Source organism: Bacillus swezeyi, assembly GCF_001969815.1.
GTDB lineage: Bacteria > Bacillota > Bacilli > Bacillales > Bacillaceae > Bacillus > Bacillus swezeyi.
On record NZ_MRBK01000013.1, the window covers coordinates 37,285 to 58,897 of the forward strand.

Below are 21,613 nucleotides of genomic sequence, written 5' to 3' on the forward strand. Positions count from 1 at the left end.
CGATGGCAAATGATTTTTCTTCATCAAAGCCGATCTACAAGCAAATTGCCGAACAGCTTTTCAAAAGAATGGTACGCGAAGAGATCAAGCCGGGAGAAAAACTGCCTTCCGTCCGTGAGCTGGCTGTCGAGACACAAGTAAATCCGAATACGATTCAAAGAACCTACAATGAAATGGAAAGGATGGGCATCGTGGAGACCAGGCGGGGACAGGGAACTTTTGTTGTTGAAAAGTCGGAAGTGATTGATGATTTAAAACGGGAGATGCAAGCCGAAGTCATCGGACAATTTGTGCTAAGCATGGAAGAACTCGGTCTGTCTAAACAAGATATGCTGTCTGAGCTTGACCGTTATCTACAGAAAGGAGATCCAAATGAACATTGAGCTGAGAAATGTCACGAAAAAGTACGGCAAAGATTTCGCGCTCAAAGATGCAGATCTGACTCTGTCTCCCGGCAAAATTTACGGATTGGCCGGACCGAACGGCAGCGGCAAATCAACGATCTTAAAGCTGATCACAGGGCTTACTTTTCCGGATTCGGGAACGGTTTTTATTGAAGGAAAGCCCGCAGCCCGACACATGGCTGAAAATATCGCCTATTTAACAGAGCTTGATATGTTTTATGAGCCTTTCCTTGTAAAGGATATGATTTATTTTTATGAAAGCCAGTTTGCCGATTTTCAGACTGATAAGGCCTTTGACCTTTTAGAAGATATGAAAATCGCTGGGGATAAAAAAATCGGAAGGCTTTCCAAAGGGAACCGAGGCAGACTGAAGCTTGTGCTGACATTGGCGCGCAATGCATCGGTCGTGCTGCTTGATGAGCCTCTTTCAGGCCTTGATCCGCTGGTGAGAGAATCGATTGTCAAAAGTCTGCTTACAAATCTTGAGCTTGAAAAGCAGACGGTGATCATCGCTACGCATGAAATTCATGAAATCGAACAGATTTTGGATGAAGTGATCGTCGTCTTAAACGGGCGGATTGAGGAAAAAAAGGATGTCGAAGAGCTTCGTGAAGAATCAGGGGTTTCGCTTTTACAATGGCTTAAACAGCTTATCAAAGAAAAATCATGATGAATCTGCAACTTCAAAAGTCGGGAGGGGAAATCAGTGGAAACACTGCTGCAATTAAAAAACGTCTCAAAAACGATCAGAGGAAAGAAAATTATCGACGGATTGAGCTTTGATGTACACGCCGGAGAGATATTCGGCTTTTTAGGGCCGAACGGCGCCGGAAAAACGACGACGATCAGGATGATGGTCGGTCATATGAACATCACCGCCGGAGAGATTGCCGTGTGCGGTGTGAGCGTAAAAGACAATTTTGAAAAGGCTGCCGGCCATATCGGGGCGATCGTCGAAAATCCTGAGCTGTATAAATTTTTAACGGGCTATCAAAACCTTCAGCAATATGCGCGCATGACAAAAGGCGTGACGAAAAAGAAAATCGATGAAATCGTCGAGCTCGTCGGTCTGAAGAGCAGGATCAATGATAAGGTCAAAACGTATTCTTTAGGCATGAGGCAAAGGCTCGGCCTTGCTCAAAGTCTTTTGCACGATCCAAAGCTGCTGATCCTTGATGAGCCTACAAACGGACTTGATCCGGCTGGAATCAGGGAAATCCGCGATTATTTAAGAAAACTGACAAGGGAAAGAGGCTTGGCCGTCATTGTTTCGAGCCACCTTCTTTCTGAAATGGAACTGATGTGTGACAGGATTGCCATCATTCAAAACGGCAAGCTGCGCGATATTCAACATGTGCACGGAGCTGCCGCGGACGAGAGAAAGCGCTATTTCATCCAGGCTGATGATGTAGACGCCCTGCTTCGCGAGGCTGCTGGGTTTGGAGACAGACGGGTTGAAAAAGTTCAAACGGGAATAGAAATCAGCCTCTCGAAAGGTGAAGTTCCTGATTTCATTAAACATTTGACCGACGGCGGCATCCGCTTATATGAAGTGAAGGTCATCAACAAATCTCTGGAAGACCGATTCTTGGAAATCACCGCAGAAGAAGAGGAGGCTCAGCATGTTTAATCTCGTTGTTAATGAATGGATCAAAATTTTCAATCGAAAAGGAACATACGTCATGATCGGGTTATTGCTGTTATCCGTCATCGGACTGGGCATCATGACCAAGACTATAGGCGAAAGCGGCGCGAGCGCAGATTGGAAAAAGGAATTGGCGCAGGAAAATGCGGATATGAAACAACAGCTTGAAGGCGTCAATAATCCTGTTCTTGAACAAAACTACAAAAAGTCGATCGCTATTAATGATTATCGAATCAAGCACGATTTACCGGAGGATGGAGAGTATTCGGTATTGTCGTTTATCAATGATGCCATAGATGTAATTCCCATGATCGGACTGTTTGTCATTACGGTAGCGGCGGGGATTGTCGCAAATGAATTCAGCTGGGGAACGGTGAAACTTCTTGTCATTCGGCCGATCAGCCGCTTTAAAATATTATTATCCAAGTATCTTACGGTGCTGCTGTTTGCGCTGGCTTTGCTTTTCATTTTGTTTGCAAGCGCGGGCTTAACAGGTCTTCTTTTATTTGGTACGGGAGAAAGCAGCCAGGTGCACCTTGCGTATGTGAATGGAAGCGTAGAAGAGCAAAGTCTTCTGCTGCACTTAGCCGGCAGCTACCTGCTGAATTCGATCTCACTGTTCATGATGTCGACGATGGCATTTATGATTTCAGCCGTTTTCAGAAACAGTTCTCTTGCCGTAGGGATTTCGATCTTTCTGCTTGTTATGGGTGGAACGGCGACAGGCCTACTTTCTATGAAATTCGATTGGGCGAAATACATCTTGTTTGCCAACACGGATTTAACGCAGTATTTTGACGGAACACCGCTTGTTTCAGGGATGACGTTAGGGTTTTCGATTATGGTGCTGGCTGTCTATTTTATCGTTTTTCAAGTGCTGGCTTTCGGCGTATTTACAAAAAGAGACATTGCTTCATAAGCGGTTTTGGAACGAAAGCATAACACCGGTTTCCGGGCGTTATGCTTTTTTTAACACATAAAAAGACTGCTGACGATAAGTCAGCAGTCCTGTATGAAGATCAGCGGTTCCCAGCTTATGCTTTTGTTACGTTAGCAGCTTGTGGTCCGCGGTTTCCTTCAACGATTTCGAAAGATACAGATTGGCCTTCTTCCAAAGTTTTGAAGCCTTCGCCTTGAATAGCAGAGAAATGAACGAATACATCGTCTTGTCCTTCAACTTCGATGAATCCGAATCCTTTTTCAGAGTTAAACCATTTTACTTTACCTTCTAGCATGAAATTTCCTCCTAAAGCGATAACGCTTAAATTCACTATTCTTGCTCTAAAACAAACTTCCAAGACGAAAACTCTTACAAAACTTTCTTCTTAAAGATAGTTCGAACAAAAATAATTACCTTTACTTTACCAGTGTTTAAGCGAAATTACAACTGCTAAACGCAAATTTTTTTTAAAAAAGTGAATTTAGTTAGGATTGTGAGACGGAAAAATGAAAAACCGCACCGGCTAGGGGAAGCATTTTGAAAGGCAGCCTTCCCATGCCGGTCCATAGAAAGCTCAAAAAACCCTCATTGACAACATTCCGAAGAAGCTGTAAAGTTAGGTAAAACTTTATACATCAACAACTTCTTATTCAGAGAGGCGGAGGGAATTGGCCCTATGAAACCTCGGCAGCGGGTTCTGTGCGATGCAGAATACTGTGCCAACTCCAACAAGCCGTACAGGCTTGAAAAATAAGAAAAGCGGATGCACTCAAATATTCCCTTGAGCTGATAGGCTTCTTCTTATTTTAAATAAGAAGAAGCCTTTTTTGTTATCTAAAACACGGAGGAGGATCATCATGATTACATTTCAAGGGGTTGAAAAAGTGTATGAGAGCGGCGGACAGAAAGTCCGTGCGCTGAATGGCATTGACCTTCATGTCAATAAAGGGGAAATATACGGAGTCATTGGATTTAGCGGAGCAGGCAAAAGCACGCTGATCCGCTGTGTCAACTTTCTCGAAAAACCGACGGCGGGAAAGGTATTCGTTGGCGGTCGGGATTTAACAACATTGTCAAAAAGCGAAATCCGCTCTGTGAAACGGAAAATTGGAATGGTGTTTCAGCATTTTAACCTTTTAAATTCGAAGACTATTTTCGCAAATGTTGCGGAGCCGCTTGTACTCGTCAAAACACCGAAAGCCAAAATCAAACAAAAAGTGATGGATCTGCTTCGTTTTGTCGGCCTTGAGGATAAAGCGGGCGATTATCCGGATCAGCTTTCAGGCGGGCAAAAACAGCGTGTCGGCATCGCGCGGGCGCTGGCGACAAATCCGGAGGTTCTGCTTTGTGATGAAGCCACATCTGCGCTTGATCCGCAGACAACGGGCGAAATCCTGAAACTGTTAAAGCGTGTCAACGAGCAATACAATATTACGATTCTTTTGATCACCCATGAAATGAATGTCGCAAGAGAAATTTGCGACAAAGTCGCTGTGATTGAAAAAGGAAGAATCATTGAATCAGGCAGTGTGTTTGACGTTTTTTCCGCACCGCAGACAGACACATCCAAAAGCTTTATTCGATCGGCTATAGATCATGAGATTCCTGAATCGATCCAAAAGCTGAATGTAAAGCATCTCTACCAATTTCAATTTATCGGGGAATCATCAGGGAAGCCGTTTCTCTCCCGTGTATCAAAGCGATTTGATGTGGAAGTCAATATTCTTCACGGAACGATTACAGAACTCCAAGGCATTCCATTTGGCAGCATAACGGTCGAGCTGCAGGGAGAAGACGATGAAATCAGGCGGGCTCTAGATGATATCCGTAAAGAAAACATTCGAGTAAGGGAGGTTTCATAGATGCTTGTTACATATGACCAAATCATCAATGCACTGTTAGAGACGATACAGATGACTCTTTTTTCACTTTTATTTTCAAGCATCATCGGAATTCCGCTCGGGATTTTGCTCGTTGTCACAAGAAAGGGAAATCTCCTCGAAAATAGAGCGGTTTTTACGATTGTCAATGCCATCATTAACATTTTCCGATCTGTGCCGTTCATTATTTTAATGGTTGCTTTAATCCCGATAACACGGCTGATCGTAGGGACGTCAATCGGAACATCGGCTGCGATTGTGCCGCTTACTTTTTATGCGGGGCCATATATAGCAAGGCTTGTAGAAAACTCTCTTCTTGAAGTGGACCCCGGGGTCATTGAAGCAGCTGAAGCTATGGGGGCCACACCGCGGCAGATCATCTTTCGATTTTTGATTCCGGAAGCGCTCGGTTCATTGGTGCTGAGCTTTACGGTTGCGACAGTCGGGCTTGTCGGGGCTTCGGCAATGGCTGGTGCAATAGGCGCCGGCGGACTCGGAGACTTGGCGATCACTTACGGCTATCAGAGATTTGATACGCTGACGATGATCATAACGGTGGCGATGCTTGTCATCGTTGTACAAGGATTGCAGACATCAGGAAATGTGCTTTCAAAAAAAATAAGAAGAAGATAAAAAGAGAGGTAGACGTAATGAAGAAATTTGCTTTGATCATCATGGTTCTTTTGTTTGTCATTGTGTTTGCAGGATGTGCAGCAAATTCGGACAGCAAAACGATTAAAATCGGCGTCAGCGGAACGGATACGAGAATATGGGATTTCGTGAAGAAAAAAGCGGAAAAGGAAGGATTGAAGCTTGAAATCGTCAAATACTCAGACTATGTTCAGCCAAATCAGGCTTTGGCAAGCGGAGACATCGATGCAAACGCCTTTCAGACGATATCTTATTTTAACACGTTTAAAAAAGAACGCGGCCTTGACTTATCGCCCATTGGCACGACGATTATCGCTCCGATGGGGGTGTATTCCGACAAATATCAATCAGTCGGCGATATTCCTGACGGCGCAAAAATCGCAGTTCCAAATGAAGCGACCAATATGGGAAGAGCGCTGCTCCTTTTGCAGTCTGCGGGATTGCTACAATTAAAGGGCGGCTTTGACGGCAACGGAACACTTGATGCTATTAAAGAAAACCCTAAAAACTTGGAAATCACAGCAGTGGCGGCGGAGCAGACTCCCCGTGTCCTCCCTGATGTGGCTGCTTCTGTCATTAACAACGGCATCGCGGTTGACGCCGGCTTGCACCCTGTAAAAGATTCAATCAAACTGGAAGACGAAACAGCGACGCCGTATATTAACATCATTGCCGCCAGAACAGAAGACCGTAATCGCGAAGATTTAATAAAAATTGTGGAGCTTTATCAAGCAGACGATACGGCTGAATTTATCAAGAAGGAATTTGACGGGGCACAGCTGCCAACGTTCGTTCCTCTTAAAGAAATCGGAGAATGAAGAAAAGCTCCAGGCCCATTTTTGGCAGCATGTATAATTCCTACTTGACCAATCAGGTTTGTTGTATTATAGTTTTCTAATGTAAAAAAATTCTGGGGGTGCTTTTGTTATCATGACATTCTTTATTATTATAAATATTCTCGTCATGCTTGGCCTGATGGCGCTCCTTTATATGATGCAAAAAAAACATGTTTCGTTTTCTAAGCGGGTATTTACCGCTCTCGGACTCGGAATTGTGTTTGGGTTTGCTTTGCATTTTATATATGGTTCGTCTTCAGAAACGATTACACAAACATCTGATTGGTTCAATATTGTCGGCAGCGGCTATGTCAAGTTTTTGCAGATGATTGTCATGCCGCTTGTGTTCATTTCGATTTTGGGGGCTTTTACAAAGCTTAAATTGACCCACAATATCGGAAAAATCAGCGGACTGATCATCGGGATTTTGATTGCGACGACCGCTGTCGCTGCTGCTGTAGGTATTGCCTCCACGCTTTCCTTCGACCTTCAAGCCGTCCAGGTTGATCAAGGCGGTGCAGAGGTTTCAAGAGGAGCCGAACTTGAGCAGAAATCTCAGGACATGGAAGCCAAAACGTTTCCGCAGCAAATCGTTGAGCTTCTTCCGGGAAATCCGTTTTTAGATCTTACTGGAGCAAGACCAACGTCAACGATTGCGGTTGTCATTTTTGCGGCTTTTCTCGGAATCGCTTATCTTGGCGTAAAGCGAAAACAGCCTGAACAAGCTGAACTCTTTAAAAAAGTAGTTGATGCCGTATATGCGATCATCATGCGCGTTGTAACGCTGATTTTAAGACTGACGCCTTACGGTGTACTGGCGATTATGACAAAAACGATTGCGACAAGTGACCTTGACAGCATCGCAAAACTCGGCAAATTTGTGATTGCTTCATATGCGGCGCTGATTGTGATGTTCATCATTCACTTGCTGCTGATTACAATCAGCGGGTTGAACCCGGTCACATACTTGAAAAAGGTATTTCCGGTGCTTGTGTTTGCCTTCACTTCAAGATCTAGTGCTGGCGCTTTGCCGTTGAATATTAAAACGCAGCGGAGCCTCGGCGTTCCTGAAGGAATTGCCAACTTTGCCGGCTCATTCGGCTTATCGATCGGCCAAAACGGATGTGCGGGTATTTATCCCGCCATGCTGGCGATCATGATCGCACCGACAATCGGGCAAAATCCGCTTGATCCGTCATTCCTTTTCACCGTGATTGCTGTCGTTGCGGTCAGCTCTTTCGGTGTGGCAGGCGTCGGAGGCGGTGCGACATTTGCAGCGCTTCTCGTCCTATCCGCTTTAAATATGCCGGTTGCCCTTGCCGGACTGCTGATTTCGGTCGAACCGCTCATCGACATGGGGCGTACGGCTCTCAATGTCAGCGGCAGCATGACTTCTGGTCTTGTGACAAGCAAGGTGACAAAAGAGCTTGAAATAGACACTTATCACGATCGTACCAATATAATAGAAGCAGAAATGTAAAAAAGGCCCGCACATGCTCAGGAAGCTGTGCGGGTTTTTTTATGAATACGTTTGATCTGCATCATACATGGTCTGCTGTGTTGTTTCATCGTTCATCACATTGACCGGAGCTTGCGACATATGGCCGAATGTTTGCTGCTGGTTTCCCGTATGGTCCGATTGGCTTTGACCTTGCTGCTGCTGTGTTTGTCCTTGTCCTCCGGGATTGAAGGCCTGTTTAATCATTTCAGCCGGGTTCATCATCATGTTTTTCTGGCTGTTTCCGTGCTGCTGTCCGCCCATTCGGTTCGAGATCATGCTTGTTACTCTTTTGCGGATTTCGGGGGAAAATGCTGCGGTTAATGCAGCAGATCCCAAGACTAATACAGCGGGATGGATGCCTGTTTTTCTTCTGAACAAAGGGTTAACCTCCTTTTTACGTATACCATCCCCAGCCCTGTCCGGTTTTATTCTTCATGCTTTTGCAGTCTGGCTTAGCCGGTGCTTTTCAAAGAAGCTGAAGATTGTGCTGTACACTTTTATTTTGTTTTCTTTTTTAGAAAAGCCGTGGCCTTCATTTTCCATGACAAGATATTCAATGTTCCGTCCCCATGCCCTCAGCTTGTCGACGACCTGATCGGATTCTTCCTTCACAACGCGGGGGTCGTTTGCACCTTGAACAATCAGCATTGGACGTGTCATCGTTTTCAAATATGTGATCGGTGAATCGGCTTTCATTTTTTCATAATCCCGCTCTGGATGGCCGACCCATTTCTCCATAAGCGGCCGCCAAAAATCAGGGACAGATTTGACAAACGAAAACAGGTTGCTGACTCCGCATATATCAACGACGGCGCGGAAATACTCAGGATGCCTGCCATGCAGTAAAAGAGCCATGTATCCCCCGTAGCTGCCGCCCATTAAAAACAATTTGTCAGGGTCTGCGAGCTTCTGATCGATGAGCCAGTCGATGCCGCTCACCATATCGAACCGCGGCCCGTCTCCCCAATCCTGTTCAACCATTTTATAAAAGGAATAGCCATAATTTGCAGACCCCCGGAAATTCGGGGCAAATACTTGGTAGCCCATTTTAGCCGCGATTTGAAAAATATCGTAAAACATGAAGTTTTCGGCGTCCTGAGGGCCGCCGTGAGGCCAAATGATCGTCCAGCCATTCGCTTCATTCTGAGCGGGTTTAAACAGCAGTCCCTCGATCGAGAGACCGTCAAAAGACGGATATGTCACGACTTCTGGATATGACAGTTCATCTTCTGAAAAGCCCGGAACCTCATGTTTTGTCAATTGGCGCCATGCTGTTTCGTTTTGCTTTTTTACGTAAATGTTGGGCGGCTTCGTCGGGGTGGATCCCAGAGCATAGAGAGATCCTGATTTGGTGCTGCAAATTTTAGCGATCGAAGAGCATGGACACACTACATGCCTGCCTTCTCCTGAATCTGTGTCATATTCATAAAGCACGTCTTTGACGCCTTTTTTTCCAATGAGGTAAAGATATTTTCCTTTCGGATCGGCATGGATGGATGTCAGCTCTGTTTTGTCTATCGAAAGAACCGGAGTGAAGGTATCGGTTGAAATGGTGTATAACGCAAGATATGAAAACTCTGAATTGTAGTTTGTTGTGACATATAGCTGATCATCTGATGCAAAATGGGATGAATACACCATGTGGGGCTTCTCTCTGTCGGGAACAATCACTTTTGTATCCCCCTCCGCTGTCTGAACCATACAGACGGAATGGCTGTTGACATAGGAGACATGGATGCTGACCGCTTTTTCGCCCGGACTCACATCACCGAGCAGAGATGACCCGTCTTTTCCTTCAAAAACGAGCTGTTCCCGGTCAGTCAGCAAATCATATTTGTATGTATTTAAAAATGTAGGATTGTGTTTCGTTGATGAGTAATAAACCGCATGTTTTGCCGGGATCGGTTCAAAATGGCGGTCTGTTTCATTTCCGTTTAAGCACTGGAGCTCTCCTCCTTTTGAAGAAAGTTTATATAACCCGTCTTGTTCATTTCCATCAGTGTCAAACCCCGCAAAGATGATGGAACCGTCTTGACTGTAGGCGATTCCCTTTGAATCCTGATTCAAAAATGAGAGCTGGTATGGATAGGCATGGGGAAGATCCATGGCCCACAGGTTTGATTTTCCATTGAAGTTTGTATCAAAGACAAGCTGAGTCTCGTCTGGATGAATCGTAAAGTCTGTAATTCGCAAAACGTCAAATATTTTCTCAGCATTGATCATGTTTCAAACACCCCCGGTTTGATTTGGATATTCTTTCAATTTGATCATAACAAAATATGGGGATAAAAGTTATGTTTAAAACGAATAAATAACATAGAAAAGAAAAACCTATAAGTAAATCATTAAAGGAGGCAATTTTTAATGTTCAATTTGAAAAAAGGCGCAATCACAGCTTTTCTTCTGCCGCTGTTGTTTACCGCAGGATGCGGTATGGCGAACCAAGGAGAAAATGCCCGCCGCAATCAAGACAATGCGCTTCAAAATGTAACCAACAGAGATAATGTCAATGATGGTACGAATGTAAATGATCGCAGGGATGTAAATAACCGTATGAATGTAACGGACAACCGCAACCAAAATCAAGACAACAACAACAATATGGAAGTTGCGGATAAAGCAGCAGATAAAGTGGCAGAACTGAAAGAAGTCAGAAACGCCAACGTGATTGTTACAGAAAACAACGCCTATGTCGCTGTTGTGCTAAAAGGCAATCCGAAGGGCGAAGTAACAGGCGACCTGAAAAAGAAGATTTCCAATAAAGTCAAAGAAGCAGACAAAGATATCAACAATGTATTCGTATCTGCCAATCCGGATTTCGTTGACCGTATGAGAAATTATGGAGACAGAATTCAAAACGGTGAACCGATTGAAGGTATTTTTGAGGAATTCGGCGAAACGATCAACAGGATTTTCCCTCAGCAACGATAATGAAACGAGGCAGCTTTCGCTTCGGCGTGCGCTGACGCACTGTCTTCACACGTTCTGGTGAAAGTCCGCTCCGATGCCTGCCGTTCCTAATACGAGCCGTGACAGGCATTTATGAGCACGCTGAAAGATGACAAAATCCTAAAATTTTAAACCGACGTAGATTTTGTCAACGGTCTGGGCCGCATCTAAAAGATGCGGCTTTTTTATTGGCTGTTTTCAGACAGGGCACTTTTGATTCATCCCGGCATAATGTAGTACAGAGAAGCTTTGCGGATGGAGGGAGAATCGGTGACTGGTGAGTTGAAAACAGCCTTTGTTTTTATCATGGCGGGCGCTCTATCTGCTCTTTTACTGATGGTTTTTATCATGCTTAATCAAAATCAAGAGAAGGGTGCGGTTTTTTCTGAAGAAAAAGAAAAGCTGAAAGCATCCTTGCAGATGACTAAACATGAGAATGTCAGCATTTATTATGCCGACGAGGAAAAACCGCTATTGGCGCTTACGAAAGAAACGCTTGATGATGCAGCCAGCCTCAGCCGGACCCTGTTTGACAGTCCCCGCACGGATGAAGTGGATCTCATCTTTTTTTCAAGCCGCGACGAAATGGAGTCATTTTCAAACTTAAAGGACATCACCGGATTTTATTCAGAAGAAATGCGGATGATCGGACTGCTGCCTGAGGAAAAAAAGCACCTTTTGAACGGAGAAGGGTTTGCCGTGTTTCTTTACAAGCGGGTTTTGACACATGAATATATCCATTACTCGTTTCATGGGAAGCTTCGGGAGCTGAAATCCGAACCTGGAGATTATCCGCTTTGGTTTCATGAAGGGGTTGCAGAGTGGGCTGCCGCTCATGATACGGCGTATGCCCGTGCTCTGCCGGCAGTCGTTCCTCTCAGAGAACTGAAGACAGACCGGCAGTGGCAAAAAGCGCGGACTTTCCATAAAACGGACATTTATTTGCAGAGTTTTTATATCATTGAAGAGCTTATAGCCCAAAAAGGCAGAGGAATCATCCTTCATATCATCGAAGAAACGGCTGAACGCAAAAATTTTGAAAGCGGCTTTAAAGCTGCTGTAGGTCAAAAGCTAACCGAATTTGAAAAGAAATTCAAACAAAAATATGAGAATGAAAAAACGGCATTGAATATTTCTTTTTCAATGCCGTTTCTGTTGTTAATGAATCGGTCTCTGCTGTCCGGCGCCATTGTTAGGAGGCATCTGCATTTGCGTCTGTCCTTGAGCCGGTGCAAAAGCAGTCAGCATTTTTTGCATGTCCTGAGGAGAAAGCTGCGGCACTTGGTAATAGCCATGTTTGTTTTGGTAAAGGAAAATTTCATAGGCCATTTCGATATAGTGAGGAATTTGGTCTGCCAGCACTCTTCTGCAGACAGGGTTTGTCACCTCAGGAGCAGCCATGGCAAGAGCGGAAGAACAAGATTTAATCAAGCTGAGCATAAAGCTGCTGATGCAGGCATCATCAATTTGTTGAGGAGACTGTTTCGGCTTTTTGGGCTGGGTATTCTTTAAGCCGTATACAAATTGACGATCCTCTTTCATCATATAAGTCGCCGTTTCCTGGCTCGGCTTTTGTCCTGTCCGGAAACACTCTGTCGTAATATTGTACTGCGACAAAATAAATTGGTGCTGCCTGTTTAAAATATCAAGCAGCTCAGAATCTTGGACATGCTGTCTGAACATCATGTATTGCTCAAGAGTGCCGATCATTCCCGACAGCACTTCATGCATGTCAAAAACTTCGTGTCCTCCGTGATTCATATGCTGCATTCCTTCATTCCCTTGATTGATTTGCATTTGCTGCTGCTGGTTTTGCTGTTCCATTCTTTAGTACCCTCCTTGAATTTAGTTCAAATGTTATATTTTGTTTATGGAAGCATTTTTATTCAAAAAAACGATAATCGATAAACTGGATTAAGAGGGATTTTATTCTAATTGTCGAATAGTTTAGTTCAGAAGAAAAATATTTGGGGGTCTTGCTTGACAAGACATTGGCCAAAAATTATCCGGAAACATGGGTCATTATTCTATGCTGTTGATGCGGCGGTAGTGAATTCACTTGGTATAAAACATTTGTAAAGAAATTTACAAGTCAAAAAGTGCTGCTGTTTTTTCTGCCTGGGAAAAAAACAGGGCGTACATCTGCCGGGCGCTGCGTCAGTCACTTGATTTGAAGAAATCTTTAAGCCGATTGTTCAGTCAATATGGACTAAAAGCTGCCTAAGCTGCGGCATCCTCTTTAAAGAAAAGGATCGGACTTCACTTAAAGAGGAGAAAACAGGCAGTGCCGGGCTTGGCATTCGCGATGGATGTTTTCACAGGACAGAAGTGTACTCTGTAGAAGCTTTTCTTATTGCCCCTGCGTGCTCTGTAAAGGATTTTCCCTCCGTAAAATGATTTCAGCTGCCAAGGTTTTTATTATCATCATGAAATGCAAAAAAGGTATTCCCTTTTTTATTTTGCGCTTAGAAAAGGAGGATTTTATATGCTGGGCTCAAGTGAAACGGTTGGAAAAATGTCAGGTTTATTTAGTGATGATTTGTATCCGAAGGTGCAAACGGACCTATATAAAAAAATCAATGAGCTGAGTGATTTTCACAGACTGGATGATATCTACCTGTCGGTGATCGATCAGTATTTATTTCCTTGTCTGATTCTGAATGACAGGGGGGAAATCGTAACATCCTCAGAAGATGCTGATCAATTTTTAAAATGTCCGAAAGGCAATATCGATTATGTTTTTCCGGCCAGTTTGGCTGTGCAGGTCAAAGCAGCTTTACAGCGGGCGAAAAAAGAAAAAAGAGAAGTCGTTTTGAAAAATGTTCCGATTTATTTAAGCGGAATACTCGCTTTTGTTCATTTGACACTCAAAAGTTTTCACCGCCAATATCACAAACTTTATGTACTTTTTATTGAAAAAGGAAAGGAAGACGAAAACAAATGGCGGATATCTGAAGGAGACGAAGGCAGGGGGGCATCTGACGACATTCAGCAGCTCTATCGGAAGATAAAGGAGCTTGAAACGTCCAATGATGTATTGCTTGCCGCTAATCAGAAGCTGCAAAAAACAAACAGGGAATTAACGACGGTCAACAAGGCGTACGAAAAGCAAATTGATGAGCTGAACACCATCAGAAACGATATGGATAATCTGCTGATCAATACGAATATCGCCGCGGTTTTTCTAGATAAGGATTTTAATTTGAAATTATTCACACCTGAAGCGGAAAAGATTTTTCAGCTGGAGAAGCAGGATATCGGCAGACCGGCCTGCGATCTGGCGGACAGGCTGAAGTATGAGGATTATGCAGAAAACGTAAAAACCACGCTTGAGGAAAAAAAGACGATTCAAAAAGAAATGAAAGCACTGGATGACCAGTGGTACGCCGTAAAAATGATTCCTTATTACACGGCCGAAAATAGAGTGGAGGGCGTTGTGATTACGTTTGCCAATATCACCGAGCTTAAGATGACAAACGAAGCTTTGCATATCAGCTCGCAAGCGATCGATCAAAGCCCGGCCAACATTTTGATCGCATCTGTCGAAGGGGCTGTCCAGTATGCAAACAAACGGTTTTGTCGGATGATCGGAAAAAAGCAGGATGAAATTATTGGTGAACATGTCTTTGCCCTTTATAACGATCATTTTCTTTGCGCTGATCTGTCCGGCTGCTGGCAGCAGGTGATTGAAAAGAAACCTTGGTCAGGAGAGTTTCATCAGCGGGGTGAAAACGGCAGTGACAGGTGGGAGCAAGTTTCGCTCGTTCCTGTTGAAGACCAGATAGGAGACGTTCAGCAAGTCATACTGATATCTGAAGATATCACGAATCAGAAGCAGTCAGAGAAGATGCTCATGAAATCAGAAATGCTCTCAGCCGTGGGACAGCTTGCAGCTGGGATCGCACATGAAATCCGCAACCCCCTGACATCCCTGAAAGGATTTCTTCAGCTGATGATCCAGACTAAGAAATATCAGAAGGATTATGCCGAGGTGATGATGTCTGAATTTATCAGACTGGAAGCGATCATTAATGAATTTCTCGTATTGGCCAAAACGAAATCGGCTACATATGATCCCGTTGAGGTCAATGAGATCATAGAAGATGTCTGCATGGTTTTGGAATCCCAGGCGTTGCTTAACAATGTGCGGATTGAGAAAAGATTGAGCGGTGAGCTTCCTGAGATTCTCGCTGTCACTAATGAGCTTAAGCAGGTTTTTCTTAACATTTTAAAAAATGCGATCGAGGCGATGGAGGATGCCGAAGGCGTCATTTCCATCCGTTCCTATAAGGAACAAGACAACGTATTCATCATTTTTGAAGATCAAGGCAAGGGGATTTCAAAAGAAGTGCTTGAAAAACTGGGTGAGCCGTTTTATACGACGAAGGAAAAAGGAACGGGCCTAGGTTTAATGGTCACCTTTAAAATCATTGAAAACCACGGAGGAAGCATTCATTTTGAAAGCGAGGAAGGCAGGGGCACGAAAGTAAAATTGAAGCTTCCAATTAAAGAATGAGAATGCGGTCATCCCTATTCTCATTCTTTTTTTGAAATATTTACAAAAATATCATATAGCCTTTATAAAAATCAGATAAATTTGACAGGGAAGCAAAAATAAGGGGGGAAATATATGGTTCATTTGCTGAAAAATCGTTTTATATCCTGTTTAGTGATTGCATTTATCATGATGGCCTCTTTTTTGGCGCTGATTGCGGGCGAATCACAGGGTGCTGAATCGCCGATATCGGTTGAAGAAGCTATCAAACATAATGAAGGGCAGGCGGTTGTTGAAGGATATGTCGTCGGCCACACCGTTGCAAAAGGAAAATACAATGTCACAGGAAATTTTGCAAATGATTATAATTTGGCGATCGCCGACCAAAAAGAAGAGACATCACCAGAGAATATACTCCCCGTGCAAATTCCCGCCTCATTCAGGGATCAATTCGGCTTACAGACCAATCCGCATCTCATCGGAAAAAAACTAACCATCGAAGGAGAACTTTCTTCATATTTTAATTCCCCGGGTTTAAAATCCGTTCAATCCATCAGGCTCTCCGATGGTAAGCCATCCCCTGCCCAGCCGGACATGAAAACGATAGCGGATGCCCGCAAGCTCTTAAATGAAACGGTGAAAATCAAGGGAATTGTCACCGCAGATCAGTCCGCGGTCGGCGGAGGAAAATTGTCAACCTTCATCCAAGATGAAACGGCGGGAATCAATATTTTTTCTGCATCCCAAGGTGATTTTCCGGAACTAAAAGAAGGGATGACCGTTTCTGTCAGAGGGAAAATCACGACCTATAAAGGTCTGACAGAAATCGTTCCGGCACCATCCGGTATCGAAGTAACTGGTGAAGGTGCGGCCCTGCCTGAGCCTGTTTCGCTGACTATTGAAGAATTGAAAGATGATGTAAAAGCAGATGAAAACGAAGGCCGCCTCGTCAAATTGAAAGGCTATATTGAATCAAAGCCTGACACACCTGCCGGCGGAGGCTACAATTTGACGATGATTGACAAAAACTACAATCCGCTGATGCTGCGGGTTATGGAAGAAACGAATGGGGTCAAACTGATTGAACAAGGGCAATGGTTCGAAATAACCGGGATTTTGAGCCGCTATGATACGCTGCAGCTTTTGCCGAGAAAACCGGAAGACATCAAGAGATTAGACGGCATCGGCCATCCTCCTCCTCCTTCAGAAGGACAATACGAAAGCATTGTGGACCGCGTTGTTGACGGGGATACCATTCATTTGAAAGAGCCGGTGCTGGGGTCGACAAAGGTGCGCTATGTTAATATTGATACGGCGGAAACCTATCATACGCCAAAAAACGATTTAGATGAAAACCAGCTGAAACACGGAAACCGGGCAAAAGAATATTTGCAGTCGATTTTGTCCCCAGGGTATAAGGTGACCGTCAAAGTGGGCAAAGAAGCCAAAGACGGCTATGGCCGGCTGCTCGCCCAAATCATAACCGAGGACGGTTTGAATACGAATTTGGAAATGGTCAAAAAGGGGATGGCTTCGACATATTTTATTTGGCCGATCGGAAGTGAAGAAGACTACGATTTGTTCCAAAACGCTGTCAAAAAGGCAAAAGAGGAACAGCTCGGCATTTGGAATCCAGATGATCTCCTTCTTGAACTGCCGTTTGAATTTCGTGCAAGAGAGCAGGGCAAAGGGCTGACAAGGCATGTCGGAGACTCAGCGGAAAAAACGTATGTCACGCCTGATGAATGGCGTGAAATTCCTGCGGAAAGACGAATTTTCTTTGCGTCTTCGGAAGAAGCGGAAGCCGCCGGATACACGAAAAAAGAGCAAAACGGAAATCTTTCTTTGCGGCTGTTAAGCATGAATGATCTGCACGGTAAAATCGATCAGAAGTATCAGCTCGATTTAAACGAAGACGGTCAGCCTGACGGAACATTTGGCAGAATGGATTACACAGCGGCCCTGCTCAAACAGAAAAAAGCGGAGCAGAAAAACACACTCCTTGTCCATGCTGGAGATATGATCGGCGGAAGTTCGCCTGTGTCTTCCCTCCTTCAAGATGAACCGACCGTCGAAATCATGGAGGAAATCGGATTTGATGCAGGGACTGTCGGCAATCATGAGTTTGATGAGGGCACTGATGAGCTCCTGCGAATGTTAAAAGGCGGAGAACATCCTGAAGGAAAAGGGACGAAAGACTATGACGGTCAGAATTTTCCGCTTGTCTGTGCCAATTGCAAATTGAAAAACAGCGGAGGCAGTTTTTTGCCTCCATATGAGATCGTGGAAGTTGAAGGGATTCCCGTTGCCTTCATCGGGGTGGTAACCAGATCTGCCGCCGATATGGTGATGCCTGACGGAATTAAAACGATTGAATTCACCGATGAGATCAAGGCGGTCAATCAGGCAGCGGAAGAACTGAAAGCGAAAGGCATCCATTCGATCGCTGTGCTCGCCCATATGACAGCTTCACAGAGCGGCAGCACCATAACGGGAGAATCTGCTGATCTGGCGAACCGCGCGGATCCTGAAGTGGATGTCATTTTCGCCGGGCATAATCATGAAGTCGTAAATGGCGAAGTCAATGATATTTTAATTGTTCAAGCGCATGAATATGGAAAAGCAATCGGTGTAGTCGATCTTGAAATTGATCGGAAGACAAAAGATATTGTCAAAAAGAACGCAGATGTAGAATACGTCAATCAGGAAAAACTCAGCCCTGATCCAGCCGTAAGCCGGATTTTGGAAAAATACGGGCATATGGTTGAGCCGATCATCAGCGAAAAAGTCGGTGAAGCGGCACATAATATGGCTGGCGGATACTCTAATGACGGTGACACACCGCTCGGAAATTTAATTGCCGACGGAATGAGGCAGGCGATGAACTCCGATTTCGCATTAATGAACGGCGGCGGCATCCGTCAAGATTTAAAAAAGGGGCCGATTACATGGGGCGATTTATTCAATATCCAGCCGTTCGGAAATGTGCTCGTTCGGCTTGAAATCAAAGGCAGCGATTTATTCGACATCTTAGATGCGCAGATTTCTCCGTCATACGGGCCAGACTACAGCATCAGCGGTTTCACCTATACTTGGGACCCTAAAACAAACAAAACGGCCGATATTTTTCTTGAAGATGGATCACCGATTGCCAAAGACCGCACCTATACAGTGACCGTTAATCATTTTATGGCCTCTGCCTCAGGAAGCAAGTACTCGCCGATTTCCAAGCTTGGGAAACACCCGGTGACAGGTCCGGAAGATATTGAAGCCACCGTTGCATTTGTGAAAAGCTTTAAAGAGCCGATTGCCTATACATCTGAAGGGCGAATCAAAAAGCTGGACGAGGCCTCACAGCCGGGAGGACCGCCTGGAAATGGTAACCCGGATGGAAGCGGATCGCCTGGAACCGGCGACGGATCGGGTTATAATGGAGAAAAACCGGAAGATTCGGATCATGGAGGGAAAACGGATGCTGATGGAACCGGCGCTGTTGTACAATCAGGAGCTGAAGAAACACCGGCTGGCCTGTCACATGATGTCCGGGACGGGCACATACTCCCGAATACGGCGACGGCTCTTTACAACATTCTGTTGTACGGCTTCTTCCTGTTCATGATTGGCGCAATTCTTTATGGAGTGAAAAGGGGTTTTGTAAAGCGATGAAAATCAAAGTTTTTTCTTTCTTTCTGATGGCCGCCGGTCTTATCATTTTTGCATATGGCGGATGGAAGATATTTGATATGAACAGACAGACGGACATGTCTTTATCAGAGGCAAAAGAAACGGTGGCAGCGGGATCGTCAGGAAGTTCTTCAAAAGCCTTTTCCGAAGGGAAGCCGCCTGAGTCCTTTAAAACTGCAACAGGCGAAGTGGTCGGTATTTTGAAAATTCCAAGGCTAAAAGCGGAGCTGCCCATCGTTGAAGGCACAAGTCCGGATGATTTGGAAAAAGGCGTCGGACATTACAAAGAAAGCTATTATCCGAAGCAAAACGGGCAAATTGTCCTTTCGGGACACAGGGATACGGTCTTTCGAAGAACAGGCGAGCTTGAAATCGGCGATCTGCTGAAGATTGAGCTTCCCTACGGTAGCTTTGAATATCAGATTACGAATACAAAAATCGTCGATAAAGACGATACATCCATTATTACCTTGCAGTATGAAAAAGAAGAATTGCTGTTAACGACATGCTATCCGTTTTCCTACGTTGGAAATGCACCCCAGCGTTATATTATCTATGCGAAACCGCTTGAATCATAAAGGGCTGTCATATTTTTGACAGCCCTTTATGTATTTAGATTTTATTTGAGTTTCCGAATAAACGCTCAGCCTCCGTTTTGAAGTCATCGGGCAGGGGCGCGGTTATGGTCAATCGTTCGTTGGTGATCGGATGGGTTACTTTGATTTGTTTTGCATGCAAAGCCTGTCTGTTGAAAAGAGCCGATGAACCGCCGTATAATGTGTCGCCTGCCAAAGGATGGCCGAGGCTGGCAAGGTGGACTCGGATTTGATGGGTTCTGCCTGTTTCCAGCTGAAGTTCGCACAATGAAACATGATGTTTATTGTGATAGCCTTTGACGGCATAATGGGTGACGGCCGGCTGCCCTGTCGGCGAGACTCTTCTTCTGACGGAGTGGTACCTGTCTCTTCCAATAGGGTTTGAAACCGTTCCTTGTTTCTTTTTGAACTTCCCTTCTGCTATGGCAAGATATGTCCTCGCCAGTTCTTTTCTTTGCAGCTGTTCGTCTAAAATCGCATGGGCAAGGCGGTGTTTTGCAAATACGATCGCACCGCTTGTATCTTTGTCAAGGCGATGAACATGACGGATTCTCCGTTCCTCTCCGTTTGATTGAAAATAAAAGGAGACAAGATTGCTGAGTGTTCCGGTCTGCCCCTCTTCATTCGGATGTGTTGCAATTCCCGGTGGCTTATTGACGATGAGCATGTGATCGTCCTCAAACAAAACGGAAAGGTCGCCATACTCGGGCACGATGCCGCTCTCTTCCTCTTCTCTGAGATCGATCAATATCCTGTCGCCTGCTTTAAGCTGAAGGTTTTGTGAAACGTCTTTATGATTGACTTTTATTTTTTGGTTTGCTGCCCAATATTGAATGACCGGCTTTGAAGCTTTCGTTTCTCTTTTTAAAAATGTAAATAAATGTTCTCCGTTATTTTCGCCGTCGGCGACAAAAGTAACACCGCGATTTTTTTGGTTCATTTTTACTCTCCTTTCTGTAAAAAGCGATTCAGCTATCAGGAAACACTTACCTTCACAGCCCCGAGTTTTTGTGTGCTATTCTGTTTGAAGAGATTTGAACAAGGGATGAAGGGTGATAAATGTGCGTATTGTTAAAGCTGCAACTGAAGAGCAGGAAACCTATATTGAAGAGCTTGCATCTGAGCTGTATCAAGTATTGTCAATGTACTTCAGCAAACAAAAAATGAAAGAGCTGAAAAAGCAGGGAACGCTTGACTTTAAAGAATATGAATACAAAGGAATTCTGGATGAAGCATTTCAGATTATCACAAGTCTGCAATTGATCCACACGTTATTAACGAAATCAAAACGCCAGTGGGTGTTAAAAGACCGGGAACTCTTCGATAGAAACTGTCAAAAACTGAATGAATGCGGCCTGTATTTTCCTTTAAGCTCGTCCGATTTTAACATGCTGAAAACAGACGCTGATAAGCAGGGCATTCAATTGCTGATGTAAGAGCCGGTCATTGAACTTTAAAGAGCTGTTCCTCTATGGAAAAGCTCTTTTTTTTTATGAAAAGACTATATAGGAAATCAGCAAAAAACACAATGGATGGTGTCAACTTCCTTTTTAGCATTTCACTTATTGTACATACTAACAAGCGAAAGGGGTGCAGTTTACTTGAACACAATCAACAATGCGATGTCAAGACAAGTTGCAACAGTTTCTTCCAATCAGACCGTTCAGGAAGCGGCAGAGCTTATGAGCCAGCATAATGTTGGAGCGATTCCGGTTGTTGATCAGGGTGTGTTAAAAGGAATGATCACAGACCGTGATATCACACTGAGAACGACAGCTGAAGGACAAGATGGACAGACGCCTGTTTCACAAATCATGACAACGAATATCGTTTCGGGGAATCCGAACATGAGCCTTGAAGAAGCGTCACAGCTTATGGCGCAAAGCCAAATCCGACGCCTGCCGATCGTGGAGAACAACCATTTAGTCGGCATTGTCGCGCTTGGAGATCTGGCGGTAAATGAACTGTCTAATGAATCAGCCGGACAGGCGCTTACGAACATTTCCACTCCGACAAAAACACAATAAATACG

General features: G+C 44.5%; 19 protein-coding genes and 1 riboswitch. Of the genes, 14 read left to right on the plus strand and 5 right to left on the minus strand.

Features of this window, described 5'->3' with window-relative positions:
• Positions 1-2: 2 nt before the first annotated feature.
• The 4 genes from BTA30_RS12150 to BTA30_RS12165 are packed head-to-tail and all read left to right on the plus strand — an operon-like array spanning position 3 to position 2,968.
• Entirely contained in the window at positions 3-383 is a 381-nt protein-coding gene (locus tag BTA30_RS12150; RefSeq protein WP_076761500.1) for a GntR family transcriptional regulator, read from the plus strand.
• Entirely contained in the window at positions 373-1,074 is a 702-nt protein-coding gene (locus BTA30_RS12155; protein ID WP_076761502.1) for an ABC transporter ATP-binding protein, read from the plus strand. Before BTA30_RS12150 ends, BTA30_RS12155 begins: the two co-directional genes overlap by 11 nt.
• Positions 1,075-1,110: 36 nt before the next feature.
• The gene (locus BTA30_RS12160; RefSeq protein WP_076761504.1) at positions 1,111-2,034 is read left to right on the plus strand and encodes an ABC transporter ATP-binding protein; all 924 of its coding nucleotides are present in this window, start codon (positions 1,111-1,113) and stop codon (positions 2,032-2,034) included.
• A complete protein-coding gene (locus BTA30_RS12165; RefSeq protein ID WP_076761506.1) occupies positions 2,027-2,968 on the plus strand; it encodes an ABC transporter permease in 942 nt (313 codons plus the stop codon). The genes BTA30_RS12160 and BTA30_RS12165 overlap by 8 nt, the downstream gene beginning before the upstream one ends.
• A 115-nt stretch (positions 2,969-3,083) precedes the next feature.
• Here BTA30_RS12165 and cspB read toward each other — a convergent pair whose 3' ends face one another.
• The gene (cspB, locus tag BTA30_RS12170; RefSeq protein WP_003155376.1) at positions 3,084-3,284 is read right to left on the minus strand and encodes a cold shock-like protein CspB; all 201 of its coding nucleotides are present in this window, start codon (positions 3,282-3,284) and stop codon (positions 3,084-3,086) included.
• A 348-nt stretch (positions 3,285-3,632) separates the two neighbouring features.
• Positions 3,633-3,746, plus strand: a riboswitch (SAM riboswitch).
• Between the two features lie 100 nt (positions 3,747-3,846).
• Here cspB and BTA30_RS12175 point away from each other — a divergent pair.
• The 4 genes from BTA30_RS12175 (at position 3,847) to BTA30_RS12190 (ending at position 7,836) form a co-directional block, all read left to right on the plus strand.
• Positions 3,847-4,851, plus strand: a complete 1,005-nt coding sequence (locus BTA30_RS12175) for a methionine ABC transporter ATP-binding protein (protein ID WP_076761508.1) — start codon at positions 3,847-3,849, stop codon at positions 4,849-4,851.
• The gene (locus BTA30_RS12180) at positions 4,852-5,502 is read left to right on the plus strand and encodes a methionine ABC transporter permease (protein WP_076761511.1); all 651 of its coding nucleotides are present in this window, start codon (positions 4,852-4,854) and stop codon (positions 5,500-5,502) included.
• A 17-nt stretch (positions 5,503-5,519) separates the two neighbouring features.
• Complete coding sequence (locus BTA30_RS12185) at positions 5,520-6,338, plus strand: MetQ/NlpA family ABC transporter substrate-binding protein (RefSeq protein ID WP_076761513.1); 819 nt, start codon at positions 5,520-5,522, stop codon at positions 6,336-6,338.
• A gap of 112 nt (positions 6,339-6,450) precedes the next feature.
• Complete coding sequence (locus tag BTA30_RS12190; RefSeq protein WP_076761515.1) at positions 6,451-7,836, plus strand: L-cystine transporter; 1,386 nt, start codon at positions 6,451-6,453, stop codon at positions 7,834-7,836.
• 39 nt (positions 7,837-7,875) lie between these two features.
• Here the strand turns inward: BTA30_RS12190 and BTA30_RS12195 are convergent, their stop codons facing one another.
• Together BTA30_RS12195 and BTA30_RS12200 are read right to left on the minus strand one after the other, a co-directional pair.
• Positions 7,876-8,235, minus strand: a complete 360-nt coding sequence (locus BTA30_RS12195; RefSeq protein WP_076761517.1) for a hypothetical protein — start codon at positions 8,233-8,235, stop codon at positions 7,876-7,878.
• 54 nt (positions 8,236-8,289) lie between these two features.
• Complete coding sequence (locus BTA30_RS12200) at positions 8,290-10,080, minus strand: S9 family peptidase (RefSeq protein WP_076761519.1); 1,791 nt, start codon at positions 10,078-10,080, stop codon at positions 8,290-8,292.
• Positions 10,081-10,221: 141 nt separating this feature from the next.
• Between BTA30_RS12200 and BTA30_RS12205 the strand changes: the two genes are divergently transcribed.
• Positions 10,222-10,788 (plus strand): YhcN/YlaJ family sporulation lipoprotein, encoded by a 567-nt coding sequence (locus BTA30_RS12205; protein WP_076761521.1) that lies wholly within the window; start codon positions 10,222-10,224, stop codon positions 10,786-10,788.
• A gap of 1,176 nt (positions 10,789-11,964) precedes the next feature.
• On the opposite strand, the gene BTA30_RS12215 is transcribed toward BTA30_RS12205, so the two are convergent.
• Positions 11,965-12,630, minus strand: a complete 666-nt coding sequence (locus BTA30_RS12215) for a spore coat protein (protein WP_076761523.1) — start codon at positions 12,628-12,630, stop codon at positions 11,965-11,967.
• A 661-nt stretch (positions 12,631-13,291) separates the two neighbouring features.
• Between BTA30_RS12215 and BTA30_RS12220 the strand changes: the two genes are divergently transcribed.
• The 3 genes from BTA30_RS12220 (at position 13,292) to BTA30_RS12230 (ending at position 19,563) form a co-directional block, all read left to right on the plus strand.
• Complete coding sequence (locus BTA30_RS12220; RefSeq protein WP_076761525.1) at positions 13,292-15,322, plus strand: PAS domain-containing protein; 2,031 nt, start codon at positions 13,292-13,294, stop codon at positions 15,320-15,322.
• Between the two features lie 114 nt (positions 15,323-15,436).
• Positions 15,437-18,967, plus strand: coding sequence for a 5'-nucleotidase C-terminal domain-containing protein (locus BTA30_RS12225; protein WP_076761526.1), 3,531 nt, complete (start codon positions 15,437-15,439; stop codon positions 18,965-18,967).
• Positions 18,964-19,563, plus strand: a complete 600-nt coding sequence (locus BTA30_RS12230; RefSeq protein ID WP_076761528.1) for a class D sortase, LPxTATN-specific — start codon at positions 18,964-18,966, stop codon at positions 19,561-19,563. Before BTA30_RS12225 ends, BTA30_RS12230 begins: the two co-directional genes overlap by 4 nt.
• A 34-nt stretch (positions 19,564-19,597) precedes the next feature.
• Here the strand turns inward: BTA30_RS12230 and BTA30_RS12235 are convergent, their stop codons facing one another.
• Positions 19,598-20,521 carry an RluA family pseudouridine synthase gene (locus BTA30_RS12235; protein ID WP_076761531.1) on the minus strand — a complete coding sequence of 308 codons (924 nt, stop codon included), beginning with the start codon at positions 20,519-20,521 and terminating at the stop codon, positions 19,598-19,600.
• Between the two features lie 121 nt (positions 20,522-20,642).
• On the opposite strand from BTA30_RS12235, the gene BTA30_RS12240 reads away from it, so the two are divergent.
• Together BTA30_RS12240 and BTA30_RS12245 are read left to right on the plus strand one after the other, a co-directional pair.
• Positions 20,643-21,017, plus strand: a complete 375-nt coding sequence (locus BTA30_RS12240; protein WP_239693608.1) for a DUF5365 family protein — start codon at positions 20,643-20,645, stop codon at positions 21,015-21,017.
• Positions 21,018-21,203: 186 nt separating this feature from the next.
• Positions 21,204-21,608: a CBS domain-containing protein gene (locus BTA30_RS12245; RefSeq protein ID WP_395948174.1), complete on the plus strand. Its 405-nt coding sequence runs from the start codon at positions 21,204-21,206 to the stop codon at positions 21,606-21,608.
• Positions 21,609-21,613 lie beyond the last annotated feature (5 nt).